Below are 13140 nucleotides of genomic sequence, written 5' to 3'. Positions count from 1 at the left end.
CTACCATTAAGCCGTAGTACCTTGGGTTGTTTTGATACAAAAAGCCGTAGGGTACGCTGTGCGTACCTTGGGTTGTTTTTGAGGCAAAAGGTACGCACAGCGTACCCTACACTCGTCTAAAGCCTATCGCCTAAGCGCAGGGGGGATTTTGAACACAAGCACTGAATTTTTATCGCTCGATATTTTCACCTTAAGACAAGCCTATCTGGACGGCACGACCACAGTATCGGCAGTCATTCAGCAATCTTTAGCGCGGGTTAAAGATTTTCAAGGCCACAATATTTGGATCAGCCTACAAGCCGAAAGCAGCTTGATGGCGCAGGCAAAAGAGTTGGAAAGCTTGAATCCAAAAGACTTGCCGCTGTACGGCATTCCCTTCGCCGTCAAAGACAATATTGATTGCATGGGCCTTCCAACCACCGCCGCCTGCCCAGGCTTTAGTCACCTGCCCTCACAATCGGCGTTTGCCGTGCAGTGCTTGATTGACGCAGGTGCGGTGTTGATCGGCAAGACCAATATGGATCAATTCGCCACCGGACTGACGGGGACGCGCTCGCCAGAACCTTATGGCATTTGCAAAAACGCCATCAACCCTGACTACATTTCCGGCGGCTCCAGTTCCGGTTCGGCGGTGGCGGTGGCGTTAAATATCGTCAGCTTTTCGCTAGGGACAGACACCGCCGGTTCCGGGCGTGTGCCTGCCGCGTTCAACAATATCGTCGGCTTAAAACCGACACGCGGCTTGATCAGTTGTAGCGGCGTCGTCCCCGCCTGTAAAAGCCTGGATTGCGTGTCGATTTTTAGCCAAACTATTGCAGAGGCCGAATACTTATTCGACATAATCAATGCTTACGATGCCAACGACAGCTATGCCCGCAATGACCGCCAAGGCTTAGATGCCAGTATTGCGGCAACGGCACAATTGCGCTTTGGCGTACCCAAACCGGAACAGCTCAACTTTTTTGGCGATCCAGAAAGCGAGGCTTTGTTTGCCCAAACCATCGTCACGCTACAAACCTTGGGCGAAGTGGTGGAAATCGACTTCCAACCGTTTCTGGAAGCGGCGGCCTTGCTTTACGAAGGCCCGTGGATTGCCGAACGTTATGCAGGCATCCGTCCGTTTATCGAAGCCCATCCCGAACAACTGCATCCGGTCATTATGGACGTGCTATCGGCGGAGAAAGACAAAAATGCCATTGCCGCTTTCGATGCCCTGCACCGTTTGCAGCAACTCAAACGCCAAACCACGACGCTATTGCAAGGCTTGTCCTGCATCGCCGTACCCACCGCGCCGCGCATTTACCGCATAGCCGAAGTGCTGGCCGACCCGATTCGTTTAAATAGCAATCTAGGTTATTACACCAATTATATGAACTTGCTGGATTTATCGGCCCTGGCAATCCCCGCCGGTTTTTATAGTAACCAACTGCCGTTTGGCATTACGCTATTTTCAACCGCCCTGGCGGATGCGCGTTTACTGGCGATTGCCAAACGCTTTGCCGCTAACGGGCAAACGGAAACCATCACACCCAGCAACTCGCGTTACCAGCGCATAGCCGTCTGCGGCGCCCACATGCAAGGTTTGCCGTTAAACCCGCAATTACTGGACTTAGGCGCACGTTTTTACGCCACCACCCGCACCGCCGCCAACTATCAGCTCTACGCTTTGGCAATCGCGCCGCCGGAACGCCCAGGTTTAGTCCGCGACGAAAGCCAAGGCCAAAGCATAGAACTGGAAATCTGGGAATTGCCCAAGGAAAACTGGGCAAAATTTATCAGCAACATCAAAAGCCCGCTGTGCATCGGTTCGGTGGAAATGGAAGATGGCCGTTGGGAATACGGATTCTTATGCGAACCGTATCCGCTGGGGAAATCGGTGGCGATTACGGAGTTTGGTGGCTGGCGGAATTATTTGAAAGATAAGGCGTAAAGCGTTTTCGTTAAATTTAATTTCCTACTTTTGTCGGATGAAACAAAATCCCGTAGGGGCGGACGGCTGTCCGCCCCTACTAACGATTGGGTTTATCTTCTTAAAATACCCGGCTACTATTCTTTAATTTTTCCCAACAAGGCCATCATGACCCATCCACAAATCCCTATGCCCTTTTCCCTATCCCCAGAAATGCTTGCAGATGATAGTTCAGGCTGGCATTCCCTACGCGAAGGCGTACTTTTGCGGACTTTGTTCCAGGATGCCGACAGCGGTTACAGCGTCGGCCTGATCCGTTACCAACCCGGCGCATCCGTGCCATTACACAAACATATCGGCGACGAACATATCTATGTGCTTTCCGGCTCGCAACAAGACGAACGCGGCATCTATCCCACAGGCAGCTACATTTACAATCCCGAAGGTTCACAACATAGCGTCAGCAGCCAAGATGGGTGTTTGGTGTTGGTGCATTGGCATAAGCCTGTGCAGTTTGTTGGTGAGTAGACCTGTACCCAAAAGACATAAAAGCTGACTTAGAACGTGTTTTAAAAGCTGCTACGCGGTTCGATTGCGGCGTTGCGCGGTGCTCAAAATCCTCATGTACTTCAGTACACTCCGGTTTCTCCGCTCCGCGCCTTGCACTCGAACCGCTCGCGACGCTTTTAAAACACGTTCTTAAGGAAAACCAACCAATGCTATTGATTGCCGCATCGATTCTCGCGTGAGCTTTGGAGTAAAAAATTTTCACTCCTAATGAATGTGCATGGAATAAATTCGCGGATCAAGACCTGTCAGGTTTTGAAAACCTGACAGGTCTGACGGGCCGGTGCGGAAATTATTTCATGCACACTCCTAAGGATGTAAATCAGACGTCACCGAATTATCCCCCCGCCCGCAAACGGAAAGCTGTTATTTTTGCGTATCCCCATGCGGATAATCGTCAGCATTTTGCTGAATTCTTCGCTTTTTTTGATGTGGCGCAACATTTCATTTTTTGCCGCTTGCACATCGCGGTTGAGCAAGTGCTGGAGGATGCGGTGGTGTTCTTCGTAGGTTTTTCTGATGCGTTCCTGGTCGGTAAAATCCAAACGCCTGACGATGCGGATACGGTTGCTGATGTCGATCAGCAATTTCATTAAAGCCTGGTTGCCGCCGCCTTCGGCAAGCTTGATATGGAACGCTTCATCCAGGCTGGCGACACGTTCAGCCTTGCCTTCGTCATCTTCGGTGGTGTCTTTTTCCCAGATTTTGCACAAATTTTTCAACGCCTCGTCCGACATATTGGTGCAGGCTAATTCCAGCGACAACATTTCCAGACTAACGCGGATTTGGTAATAGTCGGTAAATTCATCCAAATCCATAGACCGCACAAAACACCCCTGTTTGGGGCGGATAGTGATCAGCCCTTCGGTTGCCAGACGCTGCAACGCTTCCCGGATCGGCGTTCTACTGACATTGAAATAACCCGCCAATTCGGTTTCGGTCAAACGCGAATTGGGCTGGACTTCAAAATTCAGGATCATGTTGCGGAGTTTGCTGTAAATATTTTGCGCCGCCGCGCCTTTTGCCGTGGTCATGTAATTTTTGCTGCCAATCGTTGGTAGGAGTCAATCTCGAATAAGATATTTCAGGTTTCTTGTGCCCCAGGGTATAAAAAAACCTAAAAGGTCTGCCTGATTCCTAAATATGCCGAAGTATATAACATCGGGCTGCTGAATAATGAAGCGAGGGCAGAAAATCCGACATATCCCCAACATCCCCCTTCGACAAAACCAACTGGTAAATGCGGCTGAATAAATAAGTTGCGACATTGGTGTGCAAAATTACCGCTTTTCGCACCAAATTGATCAAATTCTGTGCAAACCTGCCCCGCAATCCATTTACAAAATACCCCTGTCATTTTTAATTAACCATTTATTTACAATAATTTGCAATAAACACACAACAGAATTCCCAATGGTACGGGACTTGCTTTGTTGTATACATAGTTGCATTTTACCTGCCATCACCACCCACTCCGCAGAGGTTTGTTATGCCCGTAATTGAAATTCATGCCGAACCCGAAGCCATCACCATCAAGCTAGCCAAAACTGCCGTTGTCATCATTGATATGCAGCGGGATTTTCTGGAACCCGGCGGTTTTGGCGAATCCCTGGGCAATGACGTTTCCCTGCTGGCCGCCGCCATAGCACCTTGCAAAGCCTTGCTAGCGGCGGCAAGAGCGCAAAACATGTTGATTATCCATACCCGCGAAGGCCATCTCCCCGATATGTCCGATGCCCACAAAGCCAAAGTGGAGCGCGGCGATCCTTCTGTGAGGATAGGCGAAATGGGACCTATGGGGCGCATTTTGATCCGTGGCGAACCAGGCCAAGACATTATTCCCGAACTCTATCCGCAAGCGGGCGAACCGGTCATCGACAAACCCGGCAAAGGCGCATTTTACGCGACGGAGTTTGAATCCATCTTGCAAGCCAACGGCATTGAAGACTTGATTGTCTGCGGTGTCACCACCGAAGTTTGTGTACACACCACGATACGCGAAGCCAATGACCGGGGTTATCGCTGCCTTGTGCCGGGCGATTGCTGCGGCTCGTATATTCCCGAATTTCACGAAGCTGGCCTGAAAATGATAAAGGCGCAGGGCGGGATTTTTGGTTGGGTGACGGATTCAGCGCGTATTTTGGATGCTATGGCTGGGTAAGCGTTACGCTGATAAATCCCCCCTACCCCCCTTTTTCAAAAGGGGGGGGAATAACGTTTTCTTCGCTGGAATGATAAAGAAAAGACCTTTCCCTTTTTCATAAGGGGAAATAACACCCTCTTCGCCGAGATGGCAATGAAACGACCTTCCCCCTTTGAAAAAGAGGGATCAAGGGGGATTTATAAAAACCACAACACAATGATTTTTATAAACTTATCCATTAACTTAATGGCAGTGAAGCAAGATTCTTGGGCTTAACATACCACTTCAGTTTTTTATTCAAGGCAAACCAACAGAGGGCACTATGACAACATCAACGGTTAAAATTTGGACACCCGGAGACTGGAACGCTTACTTCGGTTTTGGCACGAACATTCTGGTCAATATGCTGGTCTTGACCGGACTGTTACGGTTTGTATTGAAAATGCCCGATGATTTGGTGTTCGGGCGGATTCTTCCGGCGACCGGGCTGATGCTGTTCTTAAGCACGGTCTACTATGCCTATCTGGCTTATAAGTTGGCGAAAGAAACAGGCCGTGATGATGTTTGCGCCCTGCCTTCCGGCGTGAGCGTGCCGCACATGTTCGTGGTGGTTTTCGTCATCATGTTGCCGATTTCGCTCAGCAGCGGTGATCCGGTCAAAGGCTGGGAAGCTGGCTTGGCCTGGGTGTTTATCCAAAGCTTTGTGCTGATGCTCGGCGGTTTTATCGCGCCGTTTATCCGCAAAGTCACGCCACGCGCCGCTTTACTGGGTACGTTGGCGGGGGTTTCCATCGCCTTCATCTCCTTGCGCCCCGCTTTGGAAATGTTCATGACCCCCGTGGTCGGCGTGGTCTGTTTTGCGATTATTCTGGCGAGCTGGTTTGGTGGCGTAAAGTATTTCAAAGGCATTCCAGCGGGCCTGGTTGCGATTGCCGTGGGTACGTTGATCGCTTGGGGTTCAACCGCGATGGGCTTGAATTATGGCGGCATGGGCATGGCCAATGTCAGCGCATCGTTCGCTAATTTTGGATTCTCATTACCGATGCCCGCTATCGGGCATGTGTTTTCCGGTTTTGAATTTTTGGGCGTGATTTTGGTAACCGCCATCCCCTTCGGCATTTACGATTTGGTCGAAGCGATGGACAACGTCGAAAGCGCGGCGGTTGGCGGCGACAGCTTCCCGACTACCCGCGTGTTGTCCGCCGATGGTGTGGTCAGCCTGATTGGCTGCATGATGGGCAACCCGTTCATCAACGCCGTGTACATCGGTCATCCAGGCTGGAAATCGATGGGCGGACGCATTGGTTATTCCGCCGCCACAGGCATCACGGTGTTGATCCTGTCCTGGTTGGGCATCCTCGCGTTGATGGCCTCGCTGATACCGGTCGTCGCCATCTCACCGATTTTGTTGTACATCGGTATGCTAATCGGTGCACAAGCCTTCCAAGAAACTCCCAAAAACCATGCACCAGCGATCATTTTGGCGTTAATGCCGCACCTCGCCGCTTGGGGCAAATTACAGATTGACAATGCCTTGGGTGCGGCAGGCACCAGTGCCGCTACGGTTGGCATGGAAGCGTTAGGCAAGGTCGGCGTGTTGTATCACGGTTTAGAAGTGCTAGGCGGCGGCGCGATTCTCGGCGGTTTGATGTTAGGGGCAATCGCTTCTTTCGTTATCGAACGGAAACTAATGAAAGCCGCCATTTTTGCCTTTGCCGCAGCAGCTTGCACTTTCGTCGGCCTGATCCACGGCGAAGCGATTGGCTTTGGGCAATCCTTACCTGTGGCTTTCAGTTACTTGATGGTGGCGTTGATACTATTCTTGTCAGGGAAGTTTGCGGAAATCACACCTGCCTCAGCAGAAACCCACTAAAGCACCCGGTTTTGTAAATTAGTGCCGAAACAATCACCATGCGCCAGTTTATTTTTGATTAACTGGCGCATAGTTTCAAAATCCCCCTTCGCTCAAACTCATCTCTCTGCAAAATCAGCCTGTTTTTCACCGGAACAAATTGCCTCAACACCCCCCGCATGTTTCCAAAGCCTCCAAATCTGAAGCATTTCCCCTTTATTCCCACCTTAAATCCCTAATCCGATACAATCCGTCAAATAACTCATGGGTTATTTGACGGATAGCTGATGTCAGCGCGTTTTAATACAGTGGCTGCCTTTCCCATTTTCCATTTTCCATTTTCCATTTAGCCTAGGTTTCATTATTTTCCTTTAGTTTTTGAGTAGATTTGCCACATAACCCATTTATTAGAGCTTATGTTTGGCAAGCAAAATCCTGGAAGTTTTCCGAGGATATGCTCAATTGCTTACAATTGGATTCTGTATGCCCCCCTACAAAAGCCCATGAAAAACAAAAATATCTACCAAAACATCTCGAAAATCCGCCGCGATTACAATTCATGGGTGGCGAACGAAAGCCTGGAAGACTATGCCTTGCGTTTCGCACCGCGCAGTTTCCGCAAATGGACGGAATTTGAAGTCGCCAACACCGCCTTCGGTTCGACTTCGTTCTTGGTGTTGGAAGCCATCGGCGGATTTTTGGCGATACACTACGGTTTCACCAATGCGTTTTGGGCGATTGTCATTGTCGGACTCATTATTTTCATCACCAGTTTTCCGATCAGCTATTACGCCGCCCGTTACAACATCGACATCGACTTGCTCACCCGTAGCGCGGGCTTCGGCTACATCGGCTCCACCGTCACGTCGCTGATTTACGCCTCGTTCACGTTCACGCTGTTCGCGCTGGAAGCCTCGATCATGTCGCTGGCCTTGGAATTGTATTTTCAAATCCCTATCGCCCTCGCCCATGTCATCAGTGCAGTGACGGTGATTCCGCTAGTGACTTTTGGCATCACCACCATCAGCCGGATGCAGTTGTTGACGCAACCTATCTGGTTGATTTTGCTTATTGCACCCTACATCGCCGTCATCATGCACGAACAAGATGCACTACTGACCGCGCAAACGTTTTTCTGGATTGCCGGAACGGGGCAAGGCTTCGATTGGCTATTGTTCGGCAGTGCCACCACCGTGGCGTTTTCGATGGTCGCGCAAATCGGCGAGCAAGTGGATTTTTTGCGTTTCATGCCGGAAAAAACCGAGAAAAATCGGCTACGCTGGTGGCTGGCAACGATTAGCGCGGGGCCGGGTTGGATAGTGTTTGGCATGTTGCGGCAATTGGGCGGCGCGTTGCTCGCGCATCTTGCCATGCGCCACGGCATCGCGCCCGAACACGCCCACGAACCGACCCAAATGTATTTGATCGCTTATAAAGAATTACTGCCAAACCCCGAATGGGCCTTGGCGGCCACGACCTTGTTTGTCGTCATCAGCCAGCTCAAAATCAATGTCACCAATGCCTACGCCGGGTCGTTGGCGTGGTCGAATTTTTTCTCGCGCATCACCCATAGCCATCCTGGGCGGGTGATTTGGTTATTGTTCAACGTTTTGATCGCCTTGTTGTTGATGGAGTTCGGCGTGTTCGGCGCCTTGGAAAAAGTGCTGGGCCTGTTTTCCAATATGTCGATAGCGTGGATCAGCGCGGTGGCGGCGGAATTATTGATCAACAAACCGCTGAAACTTAGCCCGGACATCATCGAATTCAAACGCGCCTATCTGCCGGATTTGAACCCCGTCGGCATCATCGCCACCTTGGTGGCTTCGATGGTGTCGATACTCGCTTACATCGGTCTGTTCGGCGAGGAAGCGCGGGCCTTTTCAGCATTCATTTCCTTGAGCTTGGCCTTTATTCTCGTTCCCAGTATCGCCTTTTTCACCGGACACAAACATTATCTGGCCCGTGACCGCAACAAGAAAAACCGCCACAGCCACAACCGTTGCGTGATCTGTGAAAATGATTTCGAGCATGAAGACATCGCCTACTGCCCCGCCTACAACGGTAGCATTTGCTCGTTGTGCTGCGCTTTGGACGCACGCTGTCTGGACGCTTGCAAGCCAGGCGCGCGGCTCGACGATTATCTGGAAGTGTTCGCACGGCGGTTCATGCCCTCGCGCATGAACCTGACGGCACGGCTACGCTTGTTGCGGTTCACGTTGTTATTTAGTTTTTTATCGGTACTGACCAGTATTTTCATCGGCATCATTTATTATCAGGATTTGCTCGCCGCCGAAGCCTCGCTGCCCACCTTCCAATTGTTGCTAGCCAATTTCGTCAAGGTCTACACGTCGTTGCTGGTGTTCATCGGCTTATGCACCTGGTGGCTGATTTTGAATGACGAAAGCCGCCGTGTCGCCCATGAAGAAACCGGCAGGCAAACGCAATTGCTGCTGATGGAAATTGAAGAACATAAAAAAACCGATGCCAAACTGGAACAGGCCATCAAAATGGCGGACTCCGCGAACAGCGCGAAGAGCCGCTTCTTGAGCAATATGAGCCACGAAATCCGCACCCCCTTGAACAGCATCATCGGCTATTCGTACATCCTGCACAAAGACCCCGCAATACCGGAACATCGGCGGCAAGCGGTGGACACGCTCAAACGCAGTGGCGAGCATTTGTCGGCCTTGATTGAGGATATTTTGGACATTGCCCGCATCGAGGCGCGGAAGTTTGAGCTGAATTATGAACCGATCAACTTTTATGCCTTTATCGAACACTTGGTGCGGATTTATAAAGCCCAAGCCGAAGACAAGGGCTTGTCATTCCGTTGCCAAATCCTTAACACGCTGCCGCAACGGGTCCGCGCCGATGAAAAACGCGTCGGGCAAATCTTGATGAACATCCTCAGCAACGCCGTCAAATTCACGCAAACAGGTGAAATTACCGTGCGTATCGGCTACAGCGGCGGCGTGGCGACCATCCAGATCATCGACACGGGGCCGGGCATAGCACCTGGGCAATTAGACGCCATTTTCCAACCCTTCACACGCCTGAACACCACCACGGGCAACGCCATTGCCGGCAGCGGTTTGGGGCTGACCATCAGCAAAATCCTCGCCGAAATCATGGGCGGCGATTTGGCGGTGGCTAGCGAGGTCGGTAAAGGCTCAACGTTTACCGCACGGCTGTTTTTGCCAAATTTGGGGGCCGCGCCGGAAACCGCACAAGAAGAAAACATCACAGGCTATCGCGGACGACGGCAGAAAATCCTCGTCGTGGACGACCAACCGGAACACCGTGATGTAATGGTATCCATTTTAGAACCGCTAGGTTTTATCATGCACACCGCCAGCTCCGGCGAAGAATGTTTGCTACAAGCGGGGCAGCAGCATCCTGATCTGGTGTTATTGGATTTGGCAATGCCCGTGATGGATGGCACGACAACCGCCGGACAATTGCGCAAAAACGGCTTGCTGAAACCGATCATCGTCCTCAGTGCCAACGCCTATCCTGCTGACCGCGCGGCGGCGATACAAGCAGGTTGCAATGATTTTCTCGCCAAACCTATCCAAGTGCGGGAGTTGCTGAACAAATTAAAATTGCACATAGGATTGACGTGGATTTGCCAGAACGAAGAGGCGGAATTAGGGGAAACAGAGATCGAATTGCACCTGCCGCCACCGGAAATCTTGCAAAAATTGCAAGCGTTTGTACGCATTGGCGATTTACTGGGCTTGAACAAAAAGCTCGCGGAATTGGTGAAAACCAATCCCGAATATAAGCCGTTGGGCATACGAATTAAAGCGTTGACCAGAGAATTCCGCTTGGCGGAAATTAAGAAGTTATTGGTTTAGGCTTACTTGGATTGATACAGGATCACAAACCCTATTTTACGAAAAGTGGCAATTTCATAAAAATCAAATGATTGCAAAACTTGTGTAGATACTTATGCTCTTGGATAAGGCAGGCAAGAATAAGCCGCCATACATGACAGATTGTCGGGATAGTCAGCAGGCAAAATCATACAGGACGGCGTTTCCGGAATTCGGAGCAACTAATTGCCGGAAACGTCTTTACAGCAAAATGATCAAGCATTTTCCTTAACAGCAAAACTATGCACCCAGACCAAATGGTCTTCTTCCCAGGTCATGCCTGCGTGCATTTTTAAGATGATGTCCTTGTACATTGCCAAGCCAGGAAAACCTTCCGCCCGTGCGTCCTCATCCGTCATATCGCCTAAACGCTGACGGCTCAAGTCGGTCACGACAAAAGCCATCCCCTCCAGCTCGAAGCTCTCCCCCGCCCATCCATAAACGCCATCACGGCGTTGCTGGGTTTTCGTGCCCGCCTTGGCGGCGGCAACGAGCCGAGGCTGGGTGACTAAACGCTCGATTGAGCAGGTTTTTTCAGGTAAGTTTTCCATAGTTGATTCCATGTGGATAAAAGTTGGACATTATAGTTGTTTTCCACTACCGAAGACGGTTCAAAATTTGGTGAATTAGATAAGGCTAAACTAAAGCCTAAGTGGAATTCAATATAAAAACCGATTTTGCTAGTTGATCTAAACAGCCCATTCAACTATCTGTTGCTTAAACTGCGTTTCACCCAGCACATTCACCCCTAATGCTTGCGCCTTATCCAGTTTGGAACCGGCATCTTCACCCGCCAACACACAAGTGGTTTTTTTGGAAACCGAGCCTGAGACTTTTGCCCCCAAGCTTTCCAGCAGGGTTTTAAAATGATCGCGCGGCATAGATAGCGTACCGGTAATGACCCAGGTTTGGCCTGCCAGGGGCTGCGCTTGAGGGGCTTCGCCGACCTCATCAGACCAGCTCACTCCGGCGTCGATAATGGCTTGCACTATCGCTTGGTTTTTCGCGTCGCTGAAAAAATCGACGATATTTTTCGCCATCACCGGGCCTATATCAGGCACTTGCATCAGTTCTTCAAAACTGGCGGCGGCAATGGCTTGATAATTTTTAAAATGTTTCGCCACCGTTTTCGCGCTCTCTTCACCGATTTCGTGTATGCCTAAGGCACCGATGAAGGTACCCAGTCGGGTGGTTTTGGACGCGGCTATCGAATCCAAGACGTTTTGCGCGCTTTTCTCGCCCTGCCCGTCCAAGCCGGCAATATCACTGGCTTGCAAGGTGTAAATATCGGCGATGGTGTGCAGGACGCCTTTGCTGTACAGCAGCTCTATCAGCTTGGTGCCGAGATTGATGATGTTCATAAATTTGCGCGAGGCATAATGGCGGATGCGCTCCGCCCCTTGCGCGGGGCAGCTTAAACCGCCAGTGCAACGGAACGCCGCCTGTCCGGCCGTCCTTTCCACCACCGCATCACAAACCGGACAGTTGGAGAGCATGATGATAGGTTTGCGTTCCCTGCCTTGTGCCACTACCCGCGATATTTTCGGAATGACATCGCCGGCACGCTGGATTTCGACGCTATCGCCTATGCACAATCCCAAGCGTTCAATTTCGTCCATATTGTGCAAGGTCGCATTGCTGACGGTCACGCCGCCGACAAACACAGGCTCCAACCTCGCCACCGGGGTCAGCACTCCGGTGCGTCCCACTTGAAAATCCACGTCCAGCAATTGCGTGACCATTTGTTGTGCGGGGAATTTTCTGGCAACCGCCCATTTCGGTGAGCGGGCGATAAAACCTAAGGTGTTTTGTAAGGCCAGGCTGTCGATTTTGTAGACTATGCCGTCAATTTCCATAGGCAAGCTGTCTCTGGCTTGTTCCATCAATTGATAATTTTTTGAAAATTCAGCAAAACTGCCAGAAAAGCAATAACAAGGGGCGTTTTTTCGAAAACCCAAACGGACCAGATGTTCCAAAATTTGTGAATGCGCGACAAACTCCTTCCCACCTTGATAGTCGCCAATACCATAAGGGATAAAACGCAAATCACGCCCGGCGGCAATTTTCGGGTCCATTTGCCGGATCGTGCCGGCGGCGGCGTTTCTGGGATTGACAAAAGTCTTGGCGTTATGTTCTTCCGCGAGCCGGTTGAGTTTGGCAAAAGCGGCTTTGGGCATGAACACTTCGCCACGGACTTCCAAAACTTCTGGCGGCGAGTCTGTGGCTAATTTTAAAGGTACTGATTTGATGGTTTTGATATTGTGGCTGACATCTTCGCCGATTTGCCCGTCACCACGCGTCGCGGCGTAGCTAAATAAACCCTGCTCGTAATGGATGGAGATTGCCAAACCATCCAACTTGGGTTCGCTGACAATTGACAAATCATCAGCCGCCACCCCTAAGTCTTTGGCTGCTTTTTCAAAAAAATGCCAGGTTTCTTCAAGTGAAAATGCGTTTGCCAGCGACAGCATTTTGACGCGATGTTCAATTTTACGGAATTCGTCTATCGCTTGTGCGCCGACCCGTTGCGATGGCGATTCAGGCGTGACCCAATCGGGATGTTCAGTCTCCATCGCCAGCAATTGCCGGAACGCTTGGTCGTATTGGGCATCGGCAACGGTAGGATTATCGAGTATGTAGTATTCATAATCCCATTGGTTGAGGGTGGCGATAAGCTGCTGGTAAGTTGGGTTCACGATAAATCCGTGTAGACATTGGGATATAAAATGCCTATAGGCTGCTGGCAGGATTGTGATGGACTTAAAGACATTAGCCTACAAATCCTCCTACAGGA

Annotated in this window: 8 protein-coding genes; 5 read left to right on the top strand and 3 right to left on the bottom strand. The window is 50.7% G+C overall.

All coding sequences use genetic code 11. The annotated features are described in order from the left end of the window. Nucleotides 1-148: 148 nt before the first annotated feature. Both atzF and PHH59_RS05810 read left to right on the top strand, forming a co-directional pair. Nucleotides 149-1930: an allophanate hydrolase gene (atzF, locus tag PHH59_RS05815; RefSeq protein WP_300012619.1), complete on the top strand. Its 1782-nt coding sequence runs from the start codon at nucleotides 149-151 to the stop codon at nucleotides 1928-1930. Nucleotides 1931-2077: 147 nt separating this feature from the next. Beyond that, nucleotides 2078-2437: a dimethylsulfonioproprionate lyase family protein gene (locus PHH59_RS05810; RefSeq protein ID WP_300012616.1), complete on the top strand. Its 360-nt coding sequence runs from the start codon at nucleotides 2078-2080 to the stop codon at nucleotides 2435-2437. A 368-nt stretch (nucleotides 2438-2805) separates the two neighbouring features. Here PHH59_RS05810 and PHH59_RS05805 read toward each other — a convergent pair whose 3' ends face one another. Continuing rightward, nucleotides 2806-3510, bottom strand: coding sequence for a GntR family transcriptional regulator (locus PHH59_RS05805; protein WP_300012613.1), 705 nt, complete (start codon nucleotides 3508-3510; stop codon nucleotides 2806-2808). Between the two features lie 455 nt (nucleotides 3511-3965). On the opposite strand from PHH59_RS05805, the gene PHH59_RS05800 reads away from it, so the two are divergent. The 3 genes from PHH59_RS05800 (at nucleotide 3966) to PHH59_RS05790 (ending at nucleotide 10328) form a co-directional block, all read left to right on the top strand. Continuing rightward, the gene (locus PHH59_RS05800; RefSeq protein WP_300012610.1) at nucleotides 3966-4637 is read left to right on the top strand and encodes a cysteine hydrolase; all 672 of its coding nucleotides are present in this window, start codon (nucleotides 3966-3968) and stop codon (nucleotides 4635-4637) included. A gap of 304 nt (nucleotides 4638-4941) precedes the next feature. After that, nucleotides 4942-6492 (top strand): regulator, encoded by a 1551-nt coding sequence (locus tag PHH59_RS05795; protein WP_300012607.1) that lies wholly within the window; start codon nucleotides 4942-4944, stop codon nucleotides 6490-6492. Nucleotides 6493-6974: 482 nt separating this feature from the next. Continuing rightward, nucleotides 6975-10328 (top strand): ATP-binding protein, encoded by a 3354-nt coding sequence (locus PHH59_RS05790; protein WP_300012604.1) that lies wholly within the window; start codon nucleotides 6975-6977, stop codon nucleotides 10326-10328. Between the two features lie 233 nt (nucleotides 10329-10561). On the opposite strand, the gene PHH59_RS05785 is transcribed toward PHH59_RS05790, so the two are convergent. Both PHH59_RS05785 and ligA read right to left on the bottom strand, forming a co-directional pair. Further along, nucleotides 10562-10897 carry an ASCH domain-containing protein gene (locus PHH59_RS05785; RefSeq protein WP_300012601.1) on the bottom strand — a complete coding sequence of 112 codons (336 nt, stop codon included), beginning with the start codon at nucleotides 10895-10897 and terminating at the stop codon, nucleotides 10562-10564. 138 nt (nucleotides 10898-11035) lie between these two features. Further along, the gene (gene ligA / locus PHH59_RS05780) at nucleotides 11036-13042 is read right to left on the bottom strand and encodes an NAD-dependent DNA ligase LigA (RefSeq protein ID WP_300012598.1); all 2007 of its coding nucleotides are present in this window, start codon (nucleotides 13040-13042) and stop codon (nucleotides 11036-11038) included. Between the last annotated feature and the right edge of the window lie 98 nt (nucleotides 13043-13140).

This window comes from Methylovulum sp., assembly GCF_028687615.1.
Lineage (GTDB): Bacteria > Pseudomonadota > Gammaproteobacteria > Methylococcales > Methylomonadaceae > Methylovulum.
This window is presented reverse-complemented; position numbering and strand designations above follow the sequence as displayed.

Coding starts and splice junctions, on each gene's coding strand:
- PHH59_RS05810 (WP_300012616.1), top strand. CDS start 2,078: ATGACCCATCCACAAATCCCTATGCCCTTTTCCCTATCCCCAGAAATG.
- PHH59_RS05805 (WP_300012613.1), bottom strand. CDS start 3,510: ATGACCACGGCAAAAGGCGCGGCGGCGCAAAATATTTACAGCAAACTC.
- PHH59_RS05800 (WP_300012610.1), top strand. CDS start 3,966: ATGCCCGTAATTGAAATTCATGCCGAACCCGAAGCCATCACCATCAAG.
- PHH59_RS05795 (WP_300012607.1), top strand. CDS start 4,942: ATGACAACATCAACGGTTAAAATTTGGACACCCGGAGACTGGAACGCT.
- PHH59_RS05790 (WP_300012604.1), top strand. CDS start 6,975: ATGAAAAACAAAAATATCTACCAAAACATCTCGAAAATCCGCCGCGAT.
- PHH59_RS05785 (WP_300012601.1), bottom strand. CDS start 10,897: ATGGAAAACTTACCTGAAAAAACCTGCTCAATCGAGCGTTTAGTCACC.